Source organism: Stenotrophomonas sp. CFBP 13718 (genome assembly GCF_014842145.1).
In the GTDB taxonomy this organism is placed as follows: domain Bacteria; phylum Pseudomonadota; class Gammaproteobacteria; order Xanthomonadales; family Xanthomonadaceae; genus Stenotrophomonas.
Genome location: NZ_JACYVC010000008.1, coordinates 112,720 through 139,052, shown reverse-complemented (window position 1 = coordinate 139,052; position 26,333 = coordinate 112,720). Strand labels below are relative to the sequence as shown.

The following is a 26,333-nucleotide window of genomic DNA, read 5'->3' as shown; positions in this document are numbered from 1 at the left end:
TCGCGGGACGCACCGGGCGTCCCGCAGCGGTCAGCGACGCAGCGCCGTGTGGATTTCCTGCTGGATGCCGCGTGCAGCCGCCTGCGGATCCGCTGCCAGCCGGATCGGTCGCCCCACAACGATCGCATCGGCGCCGTCGCGGAAGGCCTCGGACACCCCGACGGTGCGCTTCTGGTCATCGCCTGCCGGGCCGCCGGGACGGATGCCAGGGCAGACGATGGAGAACCCGGCACCGGTCGCCGCGCGAATCGGCGCGGCTTCCTGGCCCGACGCAATGACGCCATCGATGCCCGCGGCCTGGGCGGCCAGCGCGCGTTCAACGACCACGTCCACCGGCTCGCGGTCGATGCCCATCTGCGCCAGGTCTTCCCGCCCCATCGAGGTCAGCACGGTGACCGCCAGCAGTCGCATGTCGCCCCCTGCAACCGCGGCACAGGCCTCCATCATCACCGGATGCCAGCCATGGATGGTGCAATAGCTCACCGGCCACTGCGAAAGCCGCTTGATCACCGCCGCAGCGGTGGCAGGAATATCGAAGAACTTCAGATCAACGAAGACCCGCTTGTCGCGGCGGGCCAATTCATCCAGCACCTGGAAGTACTCGCCCGACGCCAGCAGTTCCATGCCGATCTTGTAGAACCCCACGCTGTCGCCCAAGCGGTCAACCCACTCCAGCGCCTGCACGCGGTCTGGTACGTCCAGCGCGAAAATCAGGCGTTCGTCATCGCGTAAGGGCAGCGGGCCGCGGCTCATGGGGCGTAGTCCAATGCGGCGCGCTTGGCGTCATGGCGCGCCTGGCGTGGCTGGCTGTAATCGTTGTTGAACTGCGCCGGCTCCCAGCCGCCGTACGTGGGGTTGGGCAGCATCCACCAGCGCTCACCGAACCAGTCGTGGTACTGCTCGAGCAGCGCGGCACGGCCTTGCGGGGTGTTGGCGGTGACCTCAACGAAATCGCCGAGCTGGTCGCCGAACTGCATCAGCACGCGGTACTGCTGGCCTGCCAGGCGGCGACGGCAGTTCTTCTCGCTGCCGGCCTGCTCGCAGCCTGGCACCACGGTGCCCAGGCCCAGGAACACGCTGTCATCTGCCACCGGCAGGCCGACGGCACGCAGGTTGGCCAAGGTGGCGTCCTTCAGATGGACGGCGCGATTGGAGATGTAGACCAAGGTGACGCCTTTTTCTGTCGCGGCCTTGGCGAAGTCGACCACGCCCGGGACCGGCTTGGCCTTCTTTTCGGCCACCCACTGGTCCCACGTCATCTCATCGTATTCCTTGCCATCGCGAACCAGCCGCGCCTGGTACGGTGAGTTGTCCAGCACGGTCTCGTCCAGGTCCAGCACCACCGCCGGCTTGAGCCCCTTGGCCTCGTTACCGCGCTCTTCCGGCACCAGTGCGTCCCAGTGCGCCTCCTTCAACGCCGCATCCAACCGATCGGCGGCGGCCCGGTAGGTCTGTTCGGCAGCGGCCTTGTACTCTTCCGACCGCTGCACCCACAGCACCGCGTTCAGGTTGTCGTTGGCACTGCTGTCCATGCTCGGCGACGCAGGCGCCACCGCTACGGGTGCCGCATCAGCAGCCGGCGCGTCGACGCGCTTGCAGGCGGACAGGCCCAACGTCGCCAGGGCGAGCAAGGACAGGGAGAGAGGGGCGATACGACGAGGCATTGGCTTCACCATGTACAGAACCGGCCCATTTTAACGGCAAAGATGTCAAAGGCAGGGGCTATGCTTGGTGGCTGTCCGCCTGACCAGTACGGAGCCTTCCATGACCGACGTCCTCGACACCCCCGCCCGCCCGCTGTTGGATGCTGCACAGGCGCGCCTGCTGGGCAGCCTGGTGGAAAAGGAGGCGACCACGCCGGACACCTACCCCTTGACCGTCAATGCGGCGCAGTCGGCGGCCAACCAGAAGACCGCGCGCGACCCGCTGATGAACCTGGATGCGGGCAACGTGCAGCATGCGTTGCGGGCGCTGGAGACGATGGGCCTGGCCCGCCAGCACTTCTCTTCCCGCGCCGACCGCTACGAACACCGTCTCCAGACCGCCCTGGACCTGACCCGGCAGCAGACGGTGCTGTTGGCCCTGTTGCTGCTGCGTGGCCCACAGACCCTTGGCGAACTGGTGACCCGTGCCGAACGCCTGCACCGGTTCGGCGACAGCGACGAGGCACGCCATGCGATCGAGCGCCTGCAACAGCGCGAGCTGATCGTGGTGCTGCCGCGTGCCGCTGGCCAGCGCGAAGATCGTTACATGCACCTGCTGTGCGGCGACGTGGACGGTGCGGCATTGTCGGCGCGCTTCGCAGCCTCTGGTGCCGCATCGGCGGCCAGCCAGGATCCGGGGTTGGCAGAGCGCGTGGCGCAGCTGGAGGCGACCGTGGCCGACCTGCAGGCGCAGCTGGACGCACTGCGGTGATGCGATGCGGTGACGCGATGCGGTGACGCGATGCGGTGATGCACTACGGTGACGCGATGCGGTAGAGCCGACTTCAGTCGGCTGCGCCAGACACTCCGCCGAGCATGGCTCGGCGCTACCACGACACCGCTCGCGTCACGGGCATCGGCACCGCACGCATCACGGGCACGGCACCGCGCACGCCGCGGCATCGGCACGGCACCCGGCACCCGGCACCCAACACTCCGCCAACCATCAGCGTGCGCCCGGCGTGGCGAAGCAGGTCACCCACTCCTCGCTGCCGGGCAGCTGCAGCAGGCCGCGCTGCTGCATGCCCAGCCCGCGCAGGATCGCTGCCGAGGCCAGGTTGTCCGGGTCGGTGATGCCATACAGGTCCTGCAGGCCCAGCGCGCCGCGCGCATGGCTGAACACCGCGCGCGCCGCCTCGCCCGCGTAGCCTTGGCCCACGTACTCCTGCAGCAGTGCATAGCCGATGTCCGGCCCCGGCAAGCCATCGCGGCGCACCAGCCCGGCATTGCCCAGCCAAGCGCCATCGGCACTCCGCTCCACCGCGTACATGCCGAACCCATGCAGCGCGTAGCTGGCCAGCACGCGCGTGGCGATGTAGTCACGCGCCTGCTCCTCGGTGCGCACGTCGCGATCACCGATGAAACGCAGGAAGCCGGGATCGTTGAGCAGGGCCAGCGTGTTCGCTGCATCCAGCGCGGGGCTGATCAGCCGCAGGCGGAGGCGTTCGGTCTCGATCTGCACGGACATTCCACGAACGGGAGGATGGCCGATTGTGGCCACCACTGACTCAATCAAACAAGGCCTGGATGGCCGCCAGCCCGGCCGATGCACGCTCTTTCTTGCGTGCCGCGTCGGCGACCGGATCGGCCCCATCGCGCTGCAGTTCTTCGGCCGGCAGTTCGGCGAAGAAACGGCTCGGCTTCAGCCGTACATGCTCGCCGAACTTGCGCGTCAGCTTGCTGTGACTCATCCACAGCTGCACCTTGGCGCGGGTGATGCCCACGTACAGCAGACGCCGCTCTTCCTGCAGCGTGCCCTCGTCCAGGCTGACCTGGTGCGGCAGCACGCCGTCCTCGCAGCCAACGATGAAAACGTAGGGGAATTCCAGCCCCTTGGACGCGTGCAGGGTCATCATCCTGACCTGGTTGCCGCCGTCGTCCTTGTCGTTGCGCGACAGCAGCGCCAGCTGTCCGGCCAGGTCGGCGGCGGTCGCGCCGCGCGGGCCGCCCTCGAACCACTGCGCGAGTTCCTCGATGTTGTTGGCACGACGCTGGTAGGTGGCCTCTTCCTTCGCCTGCTGGCGCAGCTCGCTCAGCAGCCCGGACTCCTTGGCCACCTTGCGGATCATGTCGCCGGAGGAAATCTCACGGGTCTGCGCACGCAGATCGCGCAGGATGTCGGTGAACCGGGACAGGCTGTTGGCCGCGCGCGGTGCCAGCTGCTGCAGCGCGCCGAGCGCCTCGGCCGCCTGCGCCATCGGCATGTCCTTTTCAGAGGCCAGCTCGGCCAGCTTGGCCAACGTGCCCGCGCCGACATCGCGCTTGGGTGCCTGCACCGCGCGCATGAAGGCCGTATCGTCGTCCGGATTGACCAGCAGCCGCAGCCACGCCAGCGTGTCTTTGACTTCCTGACGTTCCAGGAACACCGTGCCGCCGGACAGGTGGTAAGGCACCCGCGCCAGCTGCATCGCCTTTTCCAGCGGGCGTGACTGGAAATTGCCGCGGAACAGGATGCAGAAATCGCTCCACGGCACCTGCCGCGCCTGCGCGATGTAGGCGATCTCCGCGGCGACTTTCTCGGCTTCGTGCTCGCTGTTGCGGCATTCCCACACGCGGATGCGCTCACCGTCGGCCTGGTCGCTCCACAGCTTCTTCAGGTGCTCGTGCGGGTTGTTGGCGATCAGCGCATTGGCCGCACGCAGCACCCGGTTGGAGCAGCGGTAGTTCTGCTCCAGCTTGATGATCTGCAGGGCGGGATAGTCGCGCCCCATCTGCTGCAGGTTCTCCGGATTGGCGCCCCGCCAAGCGTAGATGGACTGGTCATCGTCGCCCACGCAGGTGAAGTTGCCCTTCTCGCCAGCCAACTGCTTCAACAGCCGGTACTGCGCGTCGTTGGTGTCCTGGCACTCATCGACCAGCAGGTAGCCGATGCGCTCGCGCCAGGCCACCGCGATGTCCGGGTTCTCCTCCAGCACCTGCACCGGCAGCCGGATCAGATCGTCGAAGTCGACCGCGTTGAAGGCGGTCAGCCGCAACTGGTAGCGCTCGTACACGCTCGCTGCTTCTTTTTCGCGGTTGCTACGCGCCTCGCGCATCGCCTGTTCCGGCGACATCCCGGCATTCTTGGCTCGCGAGATCAGGTTCTTCACGTCGTCGATGTCATCCGGCTTTGCGCCGTACATCAGGTCTTTCACCTGCGCATTGCTGTCATCGGCATCGAAGATCGAGAAGCCGCGCTTCAACCCCACCGCCGCGTGCTCGATCTGCAGGAACTTCAACCCCAGTGCGTGGAAGGTGCAGATGGTGACGTCCTCCGCATCCTGGTCGCGCAGGCGCTTGCCCACGCGCTCGCGCATTTCCTTGGCGGACTTGTTGGTGAAGGTGATGGCCGCGATCCGGCGTGCGGGATAGCGTCCGCAGCCGATCAGGTGGGCGATCTTTTCCACGATCACACGCGTCTTGCCACTGCCGGCGCCGGCCAGCACCAGCAAGGGGCCTTCGATATGCAGCACCGCAGCGCTTTGGGGGGGATTGAGACCGTGCATGTGGTGCTGATTGTAGCGGCCAGAGCTTGGGCTGCGGTGGGCCCACGCTGGCGGACAGGGGCGGAGCGACCACCTGAACAGATAGAATCTGCCCATGGCCAAGCTCTATTTCTATTATTCGGCGATGAACGCCGGCAAGACCACCACGCTGCTGCAGAGCGCGCACAACTACCGTGAGCGCGGTATGCGGGTGGCCATCCTTACCCCGCGCCTGGATGACCGGGCCGGTAGTGGCGTGGTCGCCTCGCGCATCGGGCTGAAGGCCGACGGCATGGCCTTCGAGCGCGACAGCGACCTGCAGCAGGTGATCCAGGCCGATCTGGATGCACACGGAAAGCTGGGCTGCGTGCTGGTGGACGAGGCGCAGTTCCTCACCCGCGCCCAGGTCTGGCAGCTGAGCGAGGTGGTGGACCAGCTGCGCATTCCGGTCCTCTGCTACGGCCTGCGCACGGACTTCCGCGGCGAGCTGTTCGAGGGCAGCCAGTACCTGCTGGCCTGGGCCGATGAGATGCAGGAGATCAAGACCATCTGCCATAGCGGCAAGAAGGCGACGATGACCGTGCGCGTAGACGAGAACGGCCATGCCCTGCATGACGGCCCGCAGGTGGAGATCGGCGGCAATGACCGCTACGTGTCGGTCAGCCGCGCAGAGTTCAAGAAGATCACCCGCGGCGAAGGCAAGATCGATCTGCTGTGAGGCGGCGCCGGTAGCGCGGTAGCGCCGAGCCATGCTCGGCGGATTCCGTCCGACATCGTGAGATCACAGAGACACGCCGCGCTTCGCGCTCGCCGAGCATGGCTCGGCGCTACCGGTTCCCCGTTTACCGGGCTCAGTACAAGGTGCGTTCGGATGCACCGGCCGGTGGCGGGCTGTACTGGTACAGCCAGGTTTCGGTCAGCGTCTTGCCGCCGCTGCGCAGGAACAGCCGGATGTCGATCTGCGCGGTACTGTCATCACCCGGCACCAGGTCGAACATCGCACGATAGCCGTCGATCTCGCGCAGGGGGCGCGCAGAGACGATCTCGACCTTTCCGCGGCTGGTCTGCACCACCGCTTCCACCTCGCCTTTGTCGATCAGACTGGCCAGCTCGCCGCCGGCGAAATCCACGGCAAACCGCCATGAGAAATAGTCGCGCTTCTTGCCGATGATGCCGCCCAGCCCGGTGCGCGTGGCCACGGTGTGTGCCAGCGGCGGGCGTGCCGGCGGCTCGGCGCCCCAGTACAGGCGGTACCCGACCAGCAGCTCCTGCCCGGCCTGGGGCTTGGCCTTGGGGTTCCAGAAGGCAACGATGTTGTCGAAGGTTTCGTCCACGGTGGGGATCTCCACCAGCTGCACCGAGCCTTCGCCCCACTCGCCCTTGGGCTCCACCCACAGGCAGGGACGCTTCTCGTAGAACACGCCGTCATCCTGGTAATGGTCGAAATTGCGGTCTCGCTGCAGCAACCCGAAACCACGCGGGTTACGGTCTACGAACATGTTGAAACGCAGCTCGCGCGGGTTGACCAGCGGCCGCCAGATCCACTCGCCACTGCCGCTCCACATCGACAGCCCGTCGGTGTCATGGATTTCCGGACGCCAGTCCCACGCCATGCGGCGGTCGTTCTCGCCGACCTGGAACATGCTGGTGCACGGGCCGATGCCCAGCCGTTCAATGGCCTTGCGCGGGTACAGCGCGCTGTCGATATCCATCAACAGCACATCGCCGTTGGTGATCGCGAAACGGTAGGCACCGGCGACGCTGGGCGAATCCAGCAGTGCGTACACCACGATAGTGTCCGAATCGTCTGCCGGGCGCTCGAGGTAATACGCGATGAAGTCCGGGAATTCCTCCGGGCCACCAGTACCGGTATCGATCGCCAAGCCACGCGCGGACTGCCCGTACTGCCCTTCCTTGCCAACGGCCCGGAAATAGCTGGCGCCGAGGAACGCGGCGAAGTCACGGTCGGTGTCCTTGCGCGTGTTGAGGCGGAATCCGGCAAAGCCGAGGTCCGCCGGCAGCTGTCCGGCCTTGATCCCACTCTTGCCGTAATCGAACGCCGCGCCGTCGTAAGCCAGCTCCTGTGCCTTGCCATCGACCACGTCGAACATCCGCACCGGCGAGTGGAAGTACAGGCCCAGATGGAAGAACTTGGCCTGGAAGCGGCCCGGCTCGTTGCCCCACAGCGCATGGTCCTGGCGGTAGCGGATCGACTGGTACTGGTCCCAGTCCAGGGCTTCAACCGGTCCGGGCAACGTGCGCTTGTGTGTCTGGTAGGGGGCATTGGCCAGGGCACGCGCCTGACCCTTCAGGCTGGCGAAGTCGAACGGATGCGCCTCACCCAGCCGGCGCAGGCCGACCTGCCGGGTCCCTGCGGCGCCCACGTTCAGTGCTGGCAGACCGAAGGCGGCCAAGGCCAGGGAAGCATTGCGGAGGAAATCGCGTCGTTGCATTCGAGGCAGCCGGAGCTTGGAGGGATCGCGCATTATTCCAACAGATTCGTTAATTGGTAGCAGTCGGACGCGGTTGGTGTTCAGCTGGCCACGTCACGGCAGCCATCCGGGTATCCAATCGGCGTACGGCCTCGGACGGAATGCCGCGCTGGGCGATCAGCAGTTGTCGGGCCTCGCGCCATGCCCCCTTGGCCGCGCCAAGCTCTCCGGCCTCGTAAGCGGCCTGCCCCAGGTCCAGTAATCCCTGCGCCAGCAGGGCGACATGGTCGGGCTGGCGCCAGATACGTACCGCAGCGCGATAGTGCACGAGCGACTGCTGCACATCACCCGTGCTTCGATACAGCTCGCCGAGCGCGTGCTCGGCCAATCCGGTTTCGCGATGATCCGGTCCCAGCGCGCGCTGCAGTTTCACCTGTACCTCGCGCAGCTCCTGGCCGGCCCAGGCCGCGCGCCCCTGCCGCATCGCCAGCAGGGCGCGCGCGCGGCGAACCGACAGGGTCTCCGGATGATCAGGGCCGAAGGCCTGCACCGCGGCTTGCCAGGCGAGTTCCAGCGCAGCGGCGGCCTCCGCAGGCCGTCCGGCGCGCGCCAGGGCTTGCCCCAGCTGGCGACGCAGGACGATGGTCTCCGGAGCCCCGGGAGCCGCCGCTGCCATCAGCCGCAGGGCCTGCTGGTAAGCCACCAGGGCATGCGCTGCGTCACCTGCTTCTTCATCCAGCGCGGCGAGGTCCGCCAACGACTCGGCGACACCGCGCGAGTTGCCGTGGCCATCGCCGTGCTGGTACAGCGACAGCGCCCTGCCGAACGCCTGGCGCGCACCGTGAACATCGCCGAGCTGCGCCTGGCAACGGCCGAGCTGGCTTGTAAACGCGGCCGCTGCGGCAGGCAACAGGCCCTGCTGTTCGTCCGCCAGTGGCCGCATCGCTTGCAGATGGGCGACGCACTCACGGTCGCGGCCCAACATGCGCAGCGCGCGTGCACGCTGGGTCACGGCATCCAGCTGCAGCACCGGCGGCACCACGGCCTGTGCCTGCAACAGGGCACGTTGCTCGTCCAGTATCTGCAGGGCAGCCTGATAATCCCCCAGGCCGATGCGCAGGCGTCCGATCACGCCGTACAGCTCGGCCAGCGCCACCGGCTGGTCACGCAGTTCAAGCTGGGCGCGCTGTCGGCCCATCTGCAGCAACTGGCGAACGTCGAAGCGTCCGTGACCGCTGGCCGCCGCGCGGTCGAACAGGCCGACGCTGAAATCCTGCATGGCCTGCGCGCGCGCCATTTCAACCCGCGCCTGCTGCGCCTGCCAGAGCGCCACGGCGGACACGGTGAGCACCATCAGCAAGGCCGAACCGGCCCCGATCACGCCCCAGCGGTGGCGCTGCAGGTACTTCTGCAGGCGGTAGCGCCTTGTCGAGGCGCGCGCTCGCAGCGGCTTGCCATCAATGAAACGGCGCAGGTCCTCGGCCAGTGCATCGACCGACCCATAGCGGGCCTGCGGGTCCTTGGCCATCGCCTTGTCCAGCAGCAGATCGAGATCGCCGCGCACCTGCCGGGCCATGCGCAAGGCCGCCAATGACGGACGCGCTGCCCCTGCGTCGGCCAACTGCAGGCGTCGCGATGCCGGCATCGGCTGCACCTCCAGAATGGAGCGCTCCCACTCACTGTCGGTTTGGCGGCGCAGGCGATACGGCTTGTGCCCGGTGACCACCTCGTAGATGACCACGCCCAACGAATAGATGTCGGTGAGGGTGTTGACCGGCTCACCGCGCACCTGTTCCGGAGCGGCGTAATGCAGGGTAAAGGCGCGTGGCTCGCCGGGTCCTGGCCCTGCGCCCTCGTCGTCGCGGTCCAGCAGTTGGGCAATGCCGAAGTCCAGCAGCTTCACCGAGCCGTCGGCCGCGACCAGGATGTTGGAGGGTTTCAGGTCGCGGTGCACGACCAGGTTGGCGTGCGCGTGCGCCACCACCGAGCAGACCTGCAACATCAGCCGCAGCCGCTCCAGCAGCAGCGGCTGCATACGTGCGCAATAGTCCGTGACCGGTTCGCCCTGCACGTAGTCCAGCGCGATGTAAGGGCGCCCGTCCAGGTCGATGCCGGCGTTGTGCAGCTGGGCCAAGTTGGGATGCTGCAGGCGGGCGAGGATCTGCCGTTCGCGGGCGAAGCGTGCATGCAGCCCGGGATCGGCGAGGCCGCTGCGCAGCAGTTTCAAGGCCACCTTGCGCTCGTACATCCCATCACAGCGTTCAGCCAACCAGACCTCGCCCATGCCGCCTTCACCAAGCAGGTGCAGCAACCGGTACGGGCCTATCCGCGTGCCTGCGCGCGCGCAGGCCGGTGCGGCGAATACCGGTTGGGCCATGAACTGCTCGCTTTCCTGCTCACGCGACAGCAGCTGCTGCAGCTCCGCGGCCAGCCCCTCGTCGCGCTCGGCGATCTGCCCCAGGCGCTGTATCCGTGCAGGTGCCTCCATGTCCAGCAGCTGGTCCAGCCAGGACGAGAGTTCACGCCAGCGCTTGGCATCCATCGCGTCGTTGCCTGGGCTCAGTCTTCGCGCACGGCGGCCAACAGGAACAACCGCGCCTTCTGCCAGTCACGGCGGATGCTGCGCTCGGACCGCTGGCTCAGCTCCGCGATCTGCTGCTCGGTCAGGCCGGCGAAATAGCGCAGCTCCACGACCTTGGCCAGGTGCGCGTCCAGTGCACCGAGTTTCTCCAGGGCTACATCCAGCGCCAGCATGTCCTCATCCATGCGGATGCCGCTGCTGCTGTTCTCAGGCAGATCGACACGCTTGAGGTCACCGCCCCGCTTGCGCGCCATCCGGTTGCGCGCATAGTCGACCACCACGCTGCGCATGGCCGATGCGGCGTAAGCGAAGAAGTGGGCGCGGTCTTCGAAGCGGGCGCCACTGCGGCTGCCCAGCAGTTTCAGGTAAGACTCGTGCACCAGCGAGGTGGCATCCAGCGTGCGGCCCTGCTGCCCCGCCAGCTGCCGCCGGGCCATGCCGTGCAGCTCCTGATAGAGGACGGTCAGCACACGGTCCAGCGCGGCCCGGTCACCGCCCCGCGCAGCATCCAACCACACCGTGATGTCGGATCCATCGTCCATCGCTGCGCCTGCGCCCCCGGAGACTTGAGGCGACTATAGCCCTCGACGTGATCTGTGCCTGAATCCATTCACCTTTGGCAGTGACTGCACCAGACACTGGCGCGCTGGCCGATCATCGCGTGCTTGAGCGGCCGCCCGCAGGTCTTGCACAGCTGGCCATCGCGTCCGTAGACCGACAGTTCCTGTTCGAAATAGCCTGGCGCGCCGTCGGGACTGATGAAGTCGCGCAGCGTCGTGCCGCCGCGGGTGATCGCATGACCCAGGATGTCCTTCACCGCCGTCGCCAGGCGCTGGTAGCGCTCACGCGAGACCTTGCCCGCTTCGCGCAGGGGGCTGATGCCTGCACGGAACAGACTTTCCGCTGCATAGATGTTGCCCACGCCCACCACCACCGCCTGATCCATCAGGAAGGTCTTGATGGGCGCCTTGCGACCGCGGCTGCGCTGGTACAGATAGTCGCCGTCGAAGTCGTCTTCCAGCGGTTCCGGGCCGAGCCCCTGCAGCAGCGGGTGGACCACGCCGGGGGGTTGCCACAGCAGGCTGCCGAAGCGTCGCGGATCGTTGAAGCGCAGCAGGCGACCGTTGTCCAGGCTGATGTCCACGTGGTCGTGGGCGCGCAACGGGGTATCGCCGGGCAGCACCCGCAGGCTGCCGGACATGCCCAGGTGCATCAGCGCACTCCCGGCATCGGTATCGAGCAACAGGTACTTGGCACGCCGACGCACATCGCGGATGCGCTGGCCGGGCAGCAGGCTGGCCACCTCGTCGGGGATCGGCCAACGCAGTTCCCGGCGCCGCAGGATCACCCCATGGACGGCGCGCTCCAGCAGATGCGGAGCAAGCCCACGGCGTGTGGTTTCAACTTCGGGCAATTCAGGCATGCGCAGATTCTACGCCCGCCCGCAAAGCGGTAGCGCCGAGCCATGCTCGGCGGCGCTGTATTGCGGCGCCGGACGGTATCCGCCGAGCACGGCTCGGCGCTACCCCTTCTTTTTTTCATTACGCGGCCGGCAGCCACCGGAACCTGTCAGCGGGCCGGGCGGGGTGGGGTCTGCAGGACGCTGAGCCGCATGGATGCGGCGATGCAGCCTACAGGGACGTACTTGCGGCGCCGGACGGTATCCGCCGAGCACGGCTCGGCGCTACCCCTTCTTTTTTTCATTACGCGGCTGGCAGCCACCGGAACCTGTCAGCGGGCCGGGCGGGGTGGGGGCATGGTGGACTGTTGGAGCCCATGGATGGGCGGAAACAAGCCTACACGGACGTACTTGCGGCGGGTCCCCCATGCCCCCACCCCACCCGGCCACCCTCAGCTCAAGCAAGAAGCCAGCCGCGAGGGGTCTCACCGTTCGACCTCCCACTCACCGCGGCGGCGCAGCCAACTCCCGTGCATCCAGATACCCGTCCCGGTTCGCATCCTGCTTGTGGAAGCGCTGCACCAGCGTCTGCAGGTGCTGCTCACGCGTGATCGGCCGGCCCTTGCCGCCCGGCAACTCGCTTGCGGTGAGCACACCGTCGCCATCCCGATCCATGTGGTCGAAGGCATACATCATCCACTGCACGTATTCCTGCTCGCTGACGCGCCCATCGCCGTCGCCGTCCATGCGCTGCAGATAGCTGCCCGTGTCCGTTACCTGCGCCGTCGCCGTTGGCGAGCCACTGCACAACACCGCGCACAACGTCGCGATCGCCACGATTCCACTGCGCGCATGCGCCATGTCAGGTCCCAGGCCGGCCACCGGCCAGCAACAGCAAAGGTGGCAGACATGATGGCCCGCCCCGTTGCAAACTGCATCCCTGTGCCACCGTATCGACCGCCCTTGCTGCCGGGAAAACCGCGTTGTCCAGCCTGACCTCCACCGCTGTTGCATCCGCCCCCTCCGTCCAACCACCTGCCGATGCGCCGCCGCTGATCGAGCTGGACCGTGCCACCGTCGTGCGTGGCCAGGTGAAGGTGCTGCACGAGCTCACCCTGCGCATCGCGCAAGGCCAGCACACCGCACTGCTGGGCCCCAATGGCTGCGGGAAATCCACCTTCATCAAACTCATCACGCGCGAGCTGTATCCCTTGGCCCACGCCGACGGACACGTGCCGGTCCGCGTGCTCGGACAGAGCCGCTGGCAGGTTGATCGGCTGCGCGCGCAGCTGGGCATCGTCACCGGCGACCTCAGCAGCATCCTGTCCGAGATGACGGGCCTTACCGTGGAGCAGGCGGTACTGACCGGTTTTTTTGCCAGCTACACGCTGCCCGCTTTCCGCGAGATCAGCGCGGAAATGCGCGAGCGCGCTGCGCAGACCCTCACCATGACCGGTGCGCTGGCGCTGCGCGAGCGCGCCTTTGCAGAGCTTTCGGCGGGTGAAACCCGGCGCGTGCTGATTGCCCGTGCGCTGGTCAACCGACCACATGCGCTGCTGCTGGATGAACCGTCCACCGGCTTGGACCTGGTGGCCCGCCAGCACCTGGTGAACACCATGCAGTCGTTGGCGCGGCAGGGCATCACCCTGGTGCTGGTGACCCACCACGTGGAAGAAATCATCCCGGAGATCGAGCGCGTGGTGCTGCTGCGCGAAGGCAAGGTGCTGGCAGATGGCACCCGTGCCGAACTGCTGTGTGATGCACCGCTGTCGGCTGCCTTCGGTGGTCCGATCCGCGTCACGCTGCAGGACGGCCGCTTGAACGCCATCGCAGGCTGAGCCTTCTCCCACACCCACCGACCGTGCAGCATCTGGCCGGATGCGCGTAGCCCCTGCGCCGGCCGTTGCGGACTGCGATCATGGTGCTCCGCTTATGCCCGAGCCCTGCGATGTCCTTCCCCCTGCGCCGTCCCGCGTCCCTGCTTTGTCTGTCGGTTGCTCTCGCCCTGAGCAGCTGTGCCAGCCCGCCTACCCGCCCAGCGACGGCGGTGGAGGCCACGGTCACCACCCGCGCCGTCGGCTACCTGGCCGATCATGCCGTCCCTGCCAGCCTTGAACTGGTGCCCGCACCGCCCGTCGCGGGATCGGCCGGCTTCGCCTTGGACGAGCAGGTCAGCCGTGAGGCGCGTGCACTGCGCGGCACGGCGCGTTTCACCCAGGCCACGCGCGATGCGGAACTCGCTTTCCCGGTGGGTGCCAGTCAGTTTTCCTGCGCCATCGATCTGGACGTCGACGCACAGCGCACACCGGCGCTGTACCGCCTGCTGGAGCGCAGCCGCATCGACGCCAGTGCGGCCACGCGCGCGGCGAAGAAGCACCATCAGCGGCCGCGGCCCTTCATGGTCAACAACGAACCCACCTGCACGCCGGACGACGAGGAGGGCCTGCGCAAGAACGGTTCATATCCCTCCGGCCACACCTCGATCGGTTGGGCCTGGGCATTGATCCTTGCGGAAATCGCGCCGGATCGGGCCGATGCCATCATCGCCCGGGGCCGCAACTACGGCGAAAGCCGCCTGGTGTGCAACGTGCACTGGCAGAGCGACATCCTGGAGGGACGCTTCATGGGCGCAGCGGCGGTGGCCAGGCTGCACGACAACGCGGCCTTCCAGTCGGATCTGCTGAAAGCGCGCAAGGAAATCGCCGCAGCCCGCAAGGCGGGACAGCACGCCAGCCGTGACTGCGCAGCGGAAGAAGCCGTGTTGAAGGTGCGACCGGCCAGCGCGCTCTGACGGCGATGACGTGACAGGGGCTCGGGTTCCGCCCGCCATGCGGACGGAACCCGAGCCTTGTCTGCTTATCAGAACTTCGCGGTGAACTCGACGCCGAACGTACGCGGCTCGTTGATGAAACCGGTCAGGTTGTTGAAGTCGATCGCACCGACCACGCGGACCTGATCGGTCAGGTTGCGGCCGAACACGGCCACGTCGTACTGACCGTAATCCCAGTTGTAACCCAGGCGCAGCCCCCCTTCCAGCGAGCTGCGGCTACGGAACTCCGGCGACTCGTACAGGAAGAAGTTGACGGGGCCCTTGTACGCCCAGTCGGTGTACACGTAGAACTCGCTGGCATCGTTGACCGGGAAGCCGGCACGCAGGGTCAGGTTGTGGATCCACTTCGGCGCCTGCGGCAGCGAATTGCCGTTGACCAGCGCGTAGGTGCCGCCGTTGATGACCGTGGTCGGATCGGTGATGGTGCAGCCGCCGCCGCAGATCGCCACCGCCAGGTCGGGGTCCTTGATCTCGGTGTCGTTGTAGCTGCTGCCCAGGGTCAGCAGCACGTTGTCGGTCAGGTATGCCTCGAAGTCGAGCTCGAAGCCCTGGCCGATGGTCTTGTCCGCATTGAGCAGGGTGGCGGTGTTGTTGCTGCCGCCCACGGCGATCAACTGCTGGCCGTCCACGTTGTAACGGAACACGCTGAAGCCCAGGCGCGCACGACGATCGAACAGGTCGGCCTTGATGCCGGCCTCATAGGAGATGACCTTCTCCGAATCGGCCTGGGTGACGCCACCGAAGGCAAGCCGGCCCTGGATCGACGGCGCGCGGAAGCCCTTCGCAACGCGGGCGTAGGCGTTGATGTTGTCGGTGAGCTGATACACGCCGCTCAGGTCCCAGCTGACATCGTCGACATCGCTGTTGGCAACGTAGGGGCCACTGACGGGTGTGCCGCCCGGTACGGCCTGCAGCACGCTGGCGGTGAAGTCCTTCTTGTCCTGGGTGTAGCGCACGCCGGCACGCAGCTTGAAGCGATCGGTGACGTCGAAGTCGCCGGACGCGAAGGCGGCCCACGCCTTGTTGCGCTGCTGCTGCACGGCATGGCCGGTCTGCGGATTGCCCAGGGTCAACGAGTCGTAGTTGAAGCTGTCGATGGTCACGTCTTCATCGAAGTAGAACACGCCCGCCTGCCAGTCGAAGCGACCCCATTCGTTGGATTCGACGCGGAATTCCTGCGTCCACTGGCGGTGACTCGGCAGGCCGTCAGCCGACTCGGACGGGAACGGAATGAAGCCCGGACCCGAGTTGCCGGCGCCAAGGAACGCCGCGCCGTAGCCGCCGTCGATGTCACCGTGGTTGAGCGATTCAGCGGTTTCATACCCGGTGATCGAGTGCAGGGTCACCCGGCCGAGGTCCCACTTCAGGCGCGCGCTGCCACCCCAGGTTTCCAGATCGGAGAAGTTCTGCCCGTCGGTGGACACTTCATCGCGGTCGAAATTTTCCACCAGCTGGTTGCTGCCCGGCTGGATGATGTTGGCGCGGAACAGGCGGGCGGTGCCGTTGAGTTTGCGCTTGTGCAGGTTGAACAAGCCTTCGAACGCGTCACCTTCGTACAGGAACTGCACGCGGGCGGCGGCCTCGTCGTAGCCTTCGAAGCCCTGCGCCGGCGCGTTGTCGCGCGTATTGGTGACCCAATCGTCGCGGCGCTGGTACAGCGCGGACACGCGCGCGGACCAGCGGTCAGTCAACGGACCACCGTAGGCCCCCTGCGTGTTCCAGGTGTTGTAGCTGCCATAGGCCACCTTGACGTAGCCATCGGCATCCTGCGAAGGACGCGCCGAATCGAACTTGACCACGCCGGCCGGCGTATTGCGGCCGAACAGCGTGCCCTGCGGACCGCGCAGTACTTCCACGCCGGCCAGGTCGAACAGCGGGAAGCCCTTCAGCAGCGGGCTTTCCTGCACCACGTCGTCGTACACCAGCGAAACCGGCTGCGAGGCATTGAGATCGAAATCGGTGTTGCCCAGGCCACGGATGTAGAAGCGCGGGAAGGCACGGCCGTAGGACGATTCGATGTTCAGGCTGGGTACGCGTCCGGCGAGGAAGCGGATGTCATCGCCCGCCGAACCGAGTACATCGAGCTTTTCACCCTGGATGGCGGTGATCGCCACCGGTACGTCTTTCGCGTTTTCCACGCGGCGCTGGGCGGTCACCGTCAGCGCGTCGAGGGCAACGGGATCCTTGCTGGCGGGGGCTTGCTGGGCAACCGCAGACAGCGGCAGCAGGGCGGAAAGCGCGAGAACGAGCGGACGCACGACCGGTCGGCGGTCGTGGACGGAACGGTTCGGGGACATGGCGGTAGGCTGTGTTGGGAGGGGTGGTGGAACGGCGCTACCAGATAATTGTTGCAATACAACACGCCGGCCGCAAATGCCGGTCGTTCATGGCCGCTGCCGGGCAACGCCGTGGACCGCTAGACTCGCGTTTTCCTCCCCTTTGGACGCGCAGCGATGAACCAGTGGTACTTCCATGTTCCCGGCCAGGCCGACCGCGTGGGCCCCTTCGATGACCAGGCCGCGCGCCGTTACGCGGACGCTGCGCCGCATGCCCTGGCCTGGTGCCAGGGTATGAGTGGCTGGATGGCGATCCGCGATGTGCCGGAACTGCGCTCGGACGTTCCGGGGATGACCAGTGCGCCCCCCCCGGTACCGGGCGGCGCAGCGCGCGGCCAGCGCGCCGATGACATCGACTTCCGCATCGTCGGCCATGAAATGCAGTTCGTTGAGATCGAGCTGGACCCCGGCGAAAGCGCGATCGCCGAGGCCGGCGCACTGATGTTCAAGGATTCGGCGGTGCAGATGGACACCGTGTTCGGCGACGGCTCGCACAGTGGCCAGGGCGGCGGATTCATGGGCAAAGTCATGTCCGCCGGCAAGCGCGTGCTCACCGGCGAGAGCCTGTTCGCCACGCTGTATACCCACACCGGCCACGGCAAGGCCAAAGTTGCTTTCGCGGCGCCTTACCCCGGCACCGTGCTGCCGATGAAGCTGGACGAGCACGGCGGGCGGCTGATCTGCCAGAAAGACAGCTTCCTGGCCGGCGCGCGCGGCGTGCAGATCGGCGTGCAGTTCCAGCGCAAGATCATGACCGGCCTGTTCGGCGGCGAGGGCTTCATCATGCAGAAGCTGGAGGGCGACGGCTGGGTGTTCATCCATGCCGGTGGCTGCGTGGTCGAGCGCGATCTGGCGGCCGGTGAACGCCTGGACGTGGATACCGGCTGCGTGGTCGCCTACCACGCCAGCGTGGACATGGACGTGCGCCGCGTGGCCGGCATCAAGAGCATGGTGTTCGGCGGCGAGGGCGTGTTCCTGGCCACCCTGACCGGCCCGGGCAAGGTGTGGCTGCAGTCGCTGCCGTTCTCGCGTCTGGCTGGCCGGATGTGGATGGCGGCCCCGCAGGGCGGCGGCCAGAACCGCGGCGAAGGCTCGGTGCTGGGCGGGCTGGGCCGGATGCTGGACGGCGACAATCGCTTCTGAAGTGAATGACGCGCGCTTCCGGTAGTGACGGCCGCTGGCCGTCAATCGTGTGCAGGACTGTGACGGCCAGCGGCCGTCACTACCGGCTGAATGCGAGCAGCGGCTGCTCCCGCAGTGGCTCTCCCCTTCGCTATGCTGGCGCCCTTTCCTGTTGCGTTGCCCAGCCGATGACCCTGTCCCGCACCCGTGTGATGTTGTCTGTTGCCCTGCTCGGCCTGCTGGCCGGCTGCGGCGGTGAAAACGCGCGCCCTGCCCCGCCGGCCACGCCCACCGTGGTGCCGTCCGCCAAACCGGTGAAGATCGGCATCGCGTTGGGCGGTGGAGCAGCCAAGGGCTTCGCCCATATCGGGGTGATCAAGATGCTGGAAGCCAATGGCTTCGAGCCGGTCGTGGTATCAGGCACCAGCGCAGGCAGCGTGGTCGGTGCACTGTATGCCAGCGGCATGGATGCGTTCGAGATGCAGACCAAGGCCGTGGCGCTGGATGAAGCCAGCATCCGCGATGTGCGGCTGTTCTCCGGCGGGCTGGTGCAGGGCCAGAAGCTGCAGGATTACGTCAACCAGCAGGTCGGCAACAAGCCGGCGGAACGGCTGAAGAAGCCCTTCGCCGCCGTCGCCACCAATCTGGAAACCGGTGAGCGCGCGGTGTTCGTGCGCGGCAACGTCGGCCAGGCCGTGCGCGCGTCCAGCAGCATTCCGGGCGTGTTCGAACCGGTGAAGATCGGCCAGAACAATTTCGTCGATGGCGGCGTGGTCAGCCCGGTGCCGGTGGATGCGGCGCGCCAACTCGGCGCCGAGTTCGTCGTCGCCGTGGACATCTCCAGCAAAGCCAGCGGCCGCACGCCGACCGGCATGCTCGGCATCGTCAACCAGTCCATCGCGATCATGGGCCAACGTTTGGGCGAGCAGGAACTGGCACGTGCGGACATCATCATCCGCCCGCGCGTGCTGGATATCGGCGCGTCTGATTTCAGCCAGCGCGGCAAGGCGATCCTGGAAGGCGAGAAAGCGGCCATGGCGGCGATGCCGCAGATCCGCGCGAAGATCGAACAGATTCAGCGCGCCCGTGCGGCCGCCCTGCTGCCGCCGCCGAAGCCGAAGTGCGATGAGCCCTCGCGCGTGGGCAAGTTGATGGGCCGCAAGGCAGATTGCTGACGCGGTAGCGTGCGGCCATCATCCGTAGCGCCGAGCCATGCTCGGCGACTGTTGCCTCTGCCGCTGCGCTCGCCGAGCGTGGCTCGGCGCTACCGGGCACCGTCGGCCTTTGGTAGCGCCGAGCCGTGCTCGGCGGCTGTTGCCTTTGCCGCTGCGCTCGCCGAGCATGGCTCGGCGCTACCGGGCACCGTCGGCCTTTGGTAGCGCCGAGCCACGCTCGGCGGCTGTTGCCCCTGCCGTTCGCCGGGTCAGCGCGGCTTGACGTGGCCTGCCGCGCGGCGCCGTTCCATGCGCTGGGTTTCCTTTGACTGCGCGTGGCGCTGCGCGCTGAGCTGCAACTGCTCCATCGCATCGTCCGGCAACCACAGCTGCTGGCTACCGCGCGTCAGCGCCAGATACGCCGCGCGCACCGGACTGTGCTGCTGGCGTGTGTCATAGCCGGTGACGAAGCAGCAGGCGGACATGGACACCCTGTCGAACTGCAGGTTCTTCGCATGCTGGGCCAGGCACAACACGACCGTCGCCTCCTGTTCTGGAACCAGCGTGGCCAGCAGGCGCTCCAGCGCCGCACTGTCGAACCCACTTGAGAACAACACCGGTATGTCCGCCAGCCCGCGCTCTTCGCAGGCCTCGACGAAGCGTTCCCAACGGTGGGACGATTCGCCACGGCCGACGCTGCGCCACGCCTCGATGGGCGCCTGCGCCTCTTTGTGCAGCACACGTGCCGATGCCGGATGGACATGCACGCGGGCGCCCTGCTCCATCAACTGGTGCGCCTCCTGCAGCAGCCGCCACAGGCTGCCGTAGATGCGCGCCCCGTGTACGGGCACCTGTGACCACGCCGCATAGCGACGCACCCCCGTAGCGCGGTCGCTCGCCCCCATGAAGCGTTCACTGGTGCCGCCCAGATCATCCAGCGCCAGCGACTGATTCACCAGTCCATCGACCTGGCTGCCCTGGCGTACCGATTGACTCATTTCCAGCATCTTCGATGACGACCAGCGCGAGGCGCGCCCGACCAGCCGCTGATGCGGATCGCCCAGGCTGACCACGCCCGGCGCATGGCGCGCCAGCACGTCCTTCCAGGCCGGGCTGAGCTCATGCGCTTCGTCCACCAGCAGCATCCCCAGTTCCACCGGCGGCGCCACGCCCTGCAGCCACAGCCACTTGCCCAGGTGGCCGGTGTTGATGCTCAGGCAACCGCCCTTCTGCACGGCAGGGTCGAACATGCAGCGCCACACGTGTTCGGCGGCCGCCACATAAGGCGCGGCATCAAGCATCGCCCACGGCAGTGAGCGATCGAAATGCACGGCCTGCACCTGCGCTGCGGAGGACGCGCACCAGCGGTTGATGCCGTCCAGCGCGGTCATCAGCACCTGCTCGGGCACGCGCTGGCCTATACCCTGCACACCGATGCGACGGGCGATTTCCCACAACGGCACCGTGCTCAACCGATAGGTGGGCACGAAGCCCTTGCTGCGTCCGCTGCGCGCGGCCTGCTGCACCATCAGGTTGGCCAGTTCGATCTGGGTCAGCAGGCGCGTGGCGGCCTCGCTGGGCATGCGTGGGCGGAAGGCCTCCACCTGCCCCCGCGAAGGCGCGATGTAGGTGTAACGGCCGGGCCGCGCATCCATCAGCGCCAGTACCAGATGACTCTTGCCAGTGCCTGCGTAGGCCTCCAGATCGATCAGCTCGTCCGGATTGGCGGCGATGGCACGCAGCACACGGGCCTGTTCCGAGGTGTACAGGCCGTTGCGCTCGATGGCCGGTACCGCTGCTTGGCGATCCTCTTCATCGGCTTCCGGATCGGCCTGCTCGTCCTCATCGTCCGCCGCCGCCGTAGCCGGGTAGCGGATGGTGTGCTCGGCCAGCGTGGTCAGGCACGCCGCCTGGAAATCGGCGCCAGGATAGGCGGCAGGCGACTGCACGATGAAGGCATCGACGACCTCGTCCGGTGCCAGCAGCACGCCGTGCGCGGCCAGATCCTGCAGCCATGCATCGAGATCGGGCTGTCCCGCACCGCCCTTGCCGGCCAGCTGCGCGGCCACCGCACTGCCCTCGCCTGCGGCGAACAGCGCACAGGCGTCGTGCAACAGGCGTTCAAGCTGGCCGACCGACTGCGGCTGGGTGCGGCACAGCGACGCGGCCAGCAGGCCGGCCTGTTCCAACGGCGTCGCCGGCGGTGTGCCACGTGCCAGGTGCTGGGCCAGTGAGCGCCGTCGCAGCGGCAGGAAACGGGTGGTGAACGAAAGGTGCGCGGTATCGGGCATATCAAGGTTCGAAAGAGGTGCTGCAGCCAACGCCCCTGTTCGACGCTACCGCTGGCGACGATGCTCGGCTACCGCAGCCCCGCCGTCAAACGGGCTCATTCAAGTTGGGATTCAGGGCGGCGTGCGGGGAAGTCATCCAGTCGCGTCGTAGATGTACCCGTATGGGGCGGGACGATGACGAAAAGGCAGCCAAGCCGTTGGCCTTATCGACCATCCGTGCATGAGCCACCGAGCGGTGCCGGACTTCGCAGTTTTCCTCATGGACGCAGGCACTTGGCGTTGCGCACGATGACCACGCTGGAGCCACGGGGCTGCAGCCGGGATTGCCATCCTGTTCGCGTTTTCCGACTGTTGACTCTGTTCTGCCCCGGGGCACGGCGGAGAATGCACTGCATCGCCTATCGGTTTCATGGCAGGCGATGCGGGGGATCCCTGATCCGCCGGTTAATGGTCGTAAACGCCCGGTATGGCAACCCGCATCGCCCGCCACCTGTTGCCCCTTCGGCGCAGGTGGCCTCACTGCGAGGTTCTGCCGTTGACTCCCGACCACCCCCTCAGCTCCGCGCATCTTGCCTCCCTGCTGGGCGAGCAGATTCACGACGTGCCGCAGAAGTTCATCGAAACGCTGGAACGCCGTCTGCAGCAGTACGCCACCGAGCATCCCGCCAGTACGCGACTGACCCATCTGACACTGGTGCCGTCCCTACCCGCACCGGATGCAGACCCCGCTGCGGAACTGGAGCGCGTGGGTAAAGTCGCCGTACCGATCCGGGTGATGCAGGCCTTGGATGCGGCACTGGAAATCCTGCACGCCGAGCACATCGCACGCTGCGACGGCGATACCACGTCGCTGCTCGGGGAGCATCTGGTGGATGGGCTGCTGGTCGCCGGGCGCGAATTGATCAAGGCCTCCGCCGGGCGGCAATTGGACGCGCGATGAGCGTGGGTGGCGCGGCGAGCATCGCGACGCGTTGGGGAGTAATGCCCACCACCCGGCCTGCGTCAGCTGTGCATCAGCGGCACTGCACGCGCCGGCACATCCTGCTCGCGCTGCAACTGCTGGGCCTGCTCACGTTCTTGATGCCGATCCAGAGCTGCAAGCTGCAGGAACGACTGCTCCGTTGACGTCGAGGTCGCCTGCTCGGTAGGCATGTGCGCGCGCTGGTGCGCGGGGTCGCCCGGGGCGCCCTGCACCACGAAGACCCGCTCACCCGCCGCCGTTTCCGTGCCGCGCACGCTCAGCAGCACATGGTCCACGCGCTCCAGGCCGTTGCTGGCGGCCAGCGTGGTCAAGCTGGCCGCCATGCACGCGCTGTGATGGTCCGGCGTTCGGCCCAGGCGTGCATCCAGCGCGTGCACGCCCTCGATGCATTGCTGGTACAGCGCATGACGTGGGTGTTCGGGTTCGGCGGGATCGGCGGCCCCCGTGATGCGCGCCTGCATCGTCGCGTTCGATGGCTCTTGCGCTGGGCTTGCATCGGTGATCAGCCACGGGCTGGCCTGGATCGGGCGACTGCGATTGGGGTCGTCCGGATGGAACTGCGTGCGCAGCTGTTCACGTTCCTGGCGCAGTGCGCGGCTGTCGTTAAGTGCCTCGATCAGCGCCGGGTCGGTCACCGGCAGCTTGATCGCGATCCGCGATTCGATCGGCGCCGGTCCGCTCCATGTGCCGGACTCGGCGTGGAAACTGTAAGTCTTGCCGTCGCGGTCGATCTTGTCCGGTTCGGAATTGGGCGTTGGAAACAGGCCTGCGTTGGTCCGGGCCAGGCCCATCGCCGCCACGTATGCGGTGGCATCGAGTTTTTCATCGTTGTAGCGGTGGGCGAGGTTCTCGGTGGTGCTTGCGCCACGGGTGAGTCCCAGCAACTGGTTGTCCAGCATCATCGACCAGACCTTCTCCGCCTCGGGTTCGCCTCCCTGGCGGCGGGCGGCTTCGAGCAGCTGACGTGGAGTCCAAGCATCGGGATTGATTCCGCGAGGACGAAAGGTTTGGTCATGCGCCAGCTGAACATCCTGGACGGGAAGATTCAGTGCCAGATCAGGACGGCCTGACTCAAAATGCATTTCCCGCAGCGCAATGTCGTGTTTGATCAGATCCGCCCCAACGCGCTGCCAGTCTCTCTCGCCATACTTCAAGCCATCCCTACTCGCTTGACCGAGTGCAAACTGGTTCGCAGTTGCTCCTGGACCGTTGTCATTTCTGACCACGCCCAAGGCAAGCGTTGCGTAGCCGTCGTTCCCTTCCTTCTGGGCAAGGAAGTTGAAGTAGAGCTCCCGGTTCTGCACCTGGGCGTATGATCGCAGGACGTCCAGGTCTGATCGCGTAAGACCGGTCATTGGTCTGCTTTCCTGCTCTGTTCAACCGTGAATTTTGTGAGCATATCTCGAGCGCGCTGTTCGATCTCACCCCAATGTTCGAGTCCTTCACGCGGATAACTGATGCGAATCAGGGTGTCGCGCGAAGCGATCATGAAGGTGTGTTTACATTCGGCGTATCCGATCTCACTGCTCTTGACCAGCTTGCCGTCCCGATATTCGACGCCTGATGTAATCACTTCGCGTGGCGTGCATTTGACCACGGTGGTGACTTCGCCATTTTGATCCTTGGAAAGAAACCAGTCGGAGTGCCACTCGGCCTGCATGACCGGCGCATCTTCACGCAATCCCTTCTTCCGGTAGTGGGCCCGCACGACGTTCATGTCCAGGTAGTAAGGGCTCAAGCCGTATACGGTGGGGCCACCGAGGCGGCCTTCCAACGTTTCTTCAGGATCGTCTTTCTTGTATTCCATCGGGACGTAGTTCCTACGCATTGCCTCATGCACATCGATCCTATCGATGAAGTCGTAGTCGACCGTAACGGTGCGCGCAGAGACATCCGCTGTCAGCCCCATCCGCTCCCCCGGCTTGAACGGTTGCAGCGATGGGTACTCCAATGCCAACGCGTAGCTGCCATCGTGCTCGGCGCCGATCTGGTTGTAGAAATAGTTCTGCGGGATCTCCAGCAGATAGGGCCCCAGGCAGGCCTGCTTCAACGGCGGCGGCTCCTTGAATGGATCCTGCGGCCCGACGCTGCGGATACGCGTGCAGCCTTGCTCGTTGGTCTGCGTCGTGGCCACCGCGTCCTGCCGCGCGCACGCCAACAGCGGCAGCATCAGGCACAGGACGCATCCAAGTTTGATCATCAGTTTCACGGTAGCGCGGAACTCCCGTCCTGGAGTGGGTGAATGCACGATGCACTTCTGCAACTATGAACGAAGCCTGCAACACAGGGCAAAGCCGAGCACGCCACGCTTATTCCAGCTGCGCCAGCGGCAGCGCGCGGAAGGGCTTGACCGTGCGCAGCACGAAGCTGGAGTTGACGTCCGCCACGCCGGAGGCGTTGAGCAGCTTGTCCAGCAGGAAGTTGGAGAAATGCTCCAGGTCGCGCACATAGATCTGCAGCAGGTAATCCATGTCACCGGTCAGCGCATGGCAGGCCACGACCTCATCCCATTCCACCACACTGTCGGCGAAGCGGGCGATGGCGGCCTGGTCGTGCTTTTCCAGCTGCACGCGAACGAAGGCCTGCAGACCCAGACCGATCAGCTTGGGTGCCAGCCGCGCGCCATACCCGGCGATGATCCCTTCGCCTTCCAGCCGCTGCAGACGACGCAGGCAGGCCGAGGGGGACAGGTTCACCCGCCCGGCCAGCTCGGCATTGGGGGCGCGGCCGTCGCGCTGGATCTCCGCCAGCAGCCGTAGATCCGTGCGGTCGAACTGGACTTCAGCTGCCATTGCTGCCTCGCAACATGGGATGTGCGCAATGATATTGCGCTATGACGGCTTGAGCGCGCAACTTTGCAACCCTGTTGCGCGTCCCCTGCCCTAGCATCGACACATACCCGTCAGGAGTGGAACCCATGGACCAGAGCATCCCCCGCCGCGTCGAGCACCAGCAGACCGACAAGGGCTATGTGCCGGTCTATACCACGGCCATCGTGGACCAGCCCTGGGACAGCTACAGTGCCGATGACCATGCGACCTGGGCGACGCTGTTCGAGCGCCAGCGCGCGCTGCTGGTCGGCCGTGCCTGCCAGGAGTTCCTTGATGCGCAGGATGCGATGGGCATGAGCGCCGACCGTATTCCGCGCTTCGAACAGCTCAACGAAGCCTTGGCGGCGGCTACCGGCTGGACGCTGGTTGGTGTCGAAGGCCTGCTGCCGGAACTGGACTTCTTCGATCATCTGGCCAACCGCCGCTTCCCGGTGACGTGGTGGATCCGCCGCCCGGACCAGATTGATTACATCGCAGAGCCGGACATGTTCCATGACCTGTTCGGGCACGTGCCGCTGCTGATGAACCCGGTATTCGCCGACTACATGGAGGCTTACGGCCGTGGCGGCGTCAAGGCGCATGCACTGGGCCCGGACGCGCTGCAGAACCTGACCCGGTTGTACTGGTACACGGTGGAATTCGGTCTGATCAACACACCCGAGGGACTGCGCATCTACGGCGCCGGCATCGTGTCGTCGAAGGGCGAGTCGCTGTACTCCCTTGAATCGGCCGCTCCCAACCGCATCGGCTTCGACCTGGAACGCATCATGCGCACGCAGTACCGCATCGACACATTCCAGAAGACGTACTTCGTGATCGACAGCTTCGAGCAGCTGATGCAGGCCACGGCCCCGGACTTCACCCCGATCTATGCGGGATTGGCCCAGCAGCCGCAGCTGCCGGCCGGTGATGTGCAGGCTGACGACCGTGTGTTCCAGAAAGGCACGGGCGAAGGCTGGGCGACGGGCGGCGACGTCTGACGCTGTGGGTGTGCGGTGGGTGTGATTGGTGGTGCCGATTGGTAATGACGACGGGTTACGCCGATCGGTTACGTCGACTGGTTACGTCGACTGGTTATGCCTACCGGTCATGCCGATTGGTAGAGCCGACTTTAGTCGGCTGCGTCGCCTTGGACGAACAGCAGCCGACTGAAGTCGGCTCTACCGGTTGGCTGCTTCGCCCGGAATGCAGAGCAGCCGACTGAAGTC

The 26,333-nt window shown here is 66.3% G+C and carries 22 protein-coding genes; 8 read left to right on the top strand and 14 right to left on the bottom strand.

The window, feature by feature from the left end; genetic code table 11:
• Positions 1-30: 30 nt before the first annotated feature.
• Complete coding sequence (pyrF, locus tag IFT58_RS13715) at positions 31-753, bottom strand: orotidine-5'-phosphate decarboxylase (RefSeq protein ID WP_192095513.1); 723 nt, start codon at positions 751-753, stop codon at positions 31-33.
• Positions 750-1,664 carry a 5'-nucleotidase, lipoprotein e(P4) family gene (locus IFT58_RS13710; RefSeq protein WP_188325602.1) on the bottom strand — a complete coding sequence of 305 codons (915 nt, stop codon included), beginning with the start codon at positions 1,662-1,664 and terminating at the stop codon, positions 750-752. The genes pyrF and IFT58_RS13710 overlap by 4 nt, the downstream gene beginning before the upstream one ends.
• Positions 1,665-1,764: 100 nt before the next feature.
• On the opposite strand from IFT58_RS13710, the gene IFT58_RS13705 reads away from it, so the two are divergent.
• A complete protein-coding gene (locus IFT58_RS13705) occupies positions 1,765-2,415 on the top strand; it encodes a DUF480 domain-containing protein (RefSeq protein WP_192081982.1) in 651 nt (216 codons plus the stop codon).
• 234 nt (positions 2,416-2,649) lie between these two features.
• On the opposite strand, the gene IFT58_RS13700 is transcribed toward IFT58_RS13705, so the two are convergent.
• Positions 2,650-3,171, bottom strand: coding sequence for a GNAT family N-acetyltransferase (locus IFT58_RS13700; RefSeq protein ID WP_192095511.1), 522 nt, complete (start codon positions 3,169-3,171; stop codon positions 2,650-2,652).
• A gap of 40 nt (positions 3,172-3,211) precedes the next feature.
• The gene (locus IFT58_RS13695; protein ID WP_188325598.1) at positions 3,212-5,188 is read right to left on the bottom strand and encodes a UvrD-helicase domain-containing protein; all 1,977 of its coding nucleotides are present in this window, start codon (positions 5,186-5,188) and stop codon (positions 3,212-3,214) included.
• A 94-nt stretch (positions 5,189-5,282) separates the two neighbouring features.
• Between IFT58_RS13695 and IFT58_RS13690 the strand changes: the two genes are divergently transcribed.
• On the top strand, positions 5,283-5,885 hold the full coding sequence (locus IFT58_RS13690; protein WP_188325597.1) for a thymidine kinase: 603 nt from the start codon (positions 5,283-5,285) through the stop codon (positions 5,883-5,885).
• Positions 5,886-6,018: 133 nt separating this feature from the next.
• Here the strand turns inward: IFT58_RS13690 and IFT58_RS13685 are convergent, their stop codons facing one another.
• The 5 genes from IFT58_RS13685 to IFT58_RS13665 all read right to left on the bottom strand — a co-directional run bounded on the left by IFT58_RS13685 (position 6,019) and on the right by IFT58_RS13665 (position 12,440).
• Positions 6,019-7,620, bottom strand: a complete 1,602-nt coding sequence (locus IFT58_RS13685; RefSeq protein WP_188325596.1) for a glucan biosynthesis protein D — start codon at positions 7,618-7,620, stop codon at positions 6,019-6,021.
• A gap of 49 nt (positions 7,621-7,669) precedes the next feature.
• Positions 7,670-10,141: a serine/threonine-protein kinase gene (locus IFT58_RS13680; protein ID WP_192095509.1), complete on the bottom strand. Its 2,472-nt coding sequence runs from the start codon at positions 10,139-10,141 to the stop codon at positions 7,670-7,672.
• A gap of 17 nt (positions 10,142-10,158) precedes the next feature.
• Entirely contained in the window at positions 10,159-10,722 is a 564-nt protein-coding gene (locus IFT58_RS13675; RefSeq protein WP_188325594.1) for an ECF-type sigma factor, read from the bottom strand.
• Positions 10,723-10,790: 68 nt separating this feature from the next.
• Positions 10,791-11,603, bottom strand: coding sequence for a bifunctional DNA-formamidopyrimidine glycosylase/DNA-(apurinic or apyrimidinic site) lyase (gene mutM, locus IFT58_RS13670; protein WP_188325593.1), 813 nt, complete (start codon positions 11,601-11,603; stop codon positions 10,791-10,793).
• Between the two features lie 480 nt (positions 11,604-12,083).
• Entirely contained in the window at positions 12,084-12,440 is a 357-nt protein-coding gene (locus IFT58_RS13665; RefSeq protein ID WP_192095507.1) for an EF-hand domain-containing protein, read from the bottom strand.
• Positions 12,441-12,571: 131 nt separating this feature from the next.
• Here IFT58_RS13665 and IFT58_RS13660 point away from each other — a divergent pair, with 131 nt between their 5' ends.
• Together IFT58_RS13660 and IFT58_RS13655 are read left to right on the top strand one after the other, a co-directional pair.
• On the top strand, positions 12,572-13,417 hold the full coding sequence (locus tag IFT58_RS13660; RefSeq protein WP_249405175.1) for an ATP-binding cassette domain-containing protein: 846 nt from the start codon (positions 12,572-12,574) through the stop codon (positions 13,415-13,417).
• Between the two features lie 110 nt (positions 13,418-13,527).
• Entirely contained in the window at positions 13,528-14,370 is an 843-nt protein-coding gene (locus IFT58_RS13655) for a phosphatase PAP2 family protein (protein ID WP_192095506.1), read from the top strand.
• 68 nt (positions 14,371-14,438) lie between these two features.
• On the opposite strand, the gene IFT58_RS13650 is transcribed toward IFT58_RS13655, so the two are convergent.
• Positions 14,439-16,706 (bottom strand): TonB-dependent receptor, encoded by a 2,268-nt coding sequence (locus IFT58_RS13650; RefSeq protein WP_192095504.1) that lies wholly within the window; start codon positions 16,704-16,706, stop codon positions 14,439-14,441.
• 156 nt (positions 16,707-16,862) lie between these two features.
• On the opposite strand from IFT58_RS13650, the gene IFT58_RS13645 reads away from it, so the two are divergent.
• Positions 16,863-17,888, top strand: a complete 1,026-nt coding sequence (locus IFT58_RS13645; protein WP_192081977.1) for a TIGR00266 family protein — start codon at positions 16,863-16,865, stop codon at positions 17,886-17,888.
• A 167-nt stretch (positions 17,889-18,055) separates the two neighbouring features.
• On the top strand, positions 18,056-19,042 hold the full coding sequence (locus IFT58_RS13640; RefSeq protein ID WP_188325588.1) for a patatin-like phospholipase family protein: 987 nt from the start codon (positions 18,056-18,058) through the stop codon (positions 19,040-19,042).
• Positions 19,043-19,290: 248 nt separating this feature from the next.
• Here IFT58_RS13640 and IFT58_RS13635 read toward each other — a convergent pair whose 3' ends face one another.
• Positions 19,291-21,312, bottom strand: a complete 2,022-nt coding sequence (locus tag IFT58_RS13635; protein ID WP_192095503.1) for a hypothetical protein — start codon at positions 21,310-21,312, stop codon at positions 19,291-19,293.
• 535 nt (positions 21,313-21,847) lie between these two features.
• Here IFT58_RS13635 and IFT58_RS13630 point away from each other — a divergent pair.
• Positions 21,848-22,252, top strand: a complete 405-nt coding sequence (locus IFT58_RS13630) for a hypothetical protein (RefSeq protein WP_192081974.1) — start codon at positions 21,848-21,850, stop codon at positions 22,250-22,252.
• Positions 22,253-22,314: 62 nt separating this feature from the next.
• Here IFT58_RS13630 and IFT58_RS13625 read toward each other — a convergent pair whose 3' ends face one another.
• The 3 genes from IFT58_RS13625 to IFT58_RS13615 all read right to left on the bottom strand — a co-directional run bounded on the left by IFT58_RS13625 (position 22,315) and on the right by IFT58_RS13615 (position 25,086).
• Complete coding sequence (locus tag IFT58_RS13625) at positions 22,315-23,649, bottom strand: XVIPCD domain-containing protein (protein WP_192095502.1); 1,335 nt, start codon at positions 23,647-23,649, stop codon at positions 22,315-22,317.
• The gene (locus tag IFT58_RS13620; protein WP_192095501.1) at positions 23,646-24,503 is read right to left on the bottom strand and encodes a hypothetical protein; all 858 of its coding nucleotides are present in this window, start codon (positions 24,501-24,503) and stop codon (positions 23,646-23,648) included. Before IFT58_RS13620 ends, IFT58_RS13625 begins: the two co-directional genes overlap by 4 nt.
• A gap of 100 nt (positions 24,504-24,603) precedes the next feature.
• Positions 24,604-25,086 (bottom strand): Lrp/AsnC family transcriptional regulator, encoded by a 483-nt coding sequence (locus IFT58_RS13615; RefSeq protein ID WP_188325584.1) that lies wholly within the window; start codon positions 25,084-25,086, stop codon positions 24,604-24,606.
• A gap of 125 nt (positions 25,087-25,211) precedes the next feature.
• Between IFT58_RS13615 and phhA the strand changes: the two genes are divergently transcribed.
• Positions 25,212-26,105 carry a phenylalanine 4-monooxygenase gene (gene phhA / locus IFT58_RS13610; RefSeq protein WP_192095500.1) on the top strand — a complete coding sequence of 298 codons (894 nt, stop codon included), beginning with the start codon at positions 25,212-25,214 and terminating at the stop codon, positions 26,103-26,105.
• Positions 26,106-26,333 lie beyond the last annotated feature (228 nt).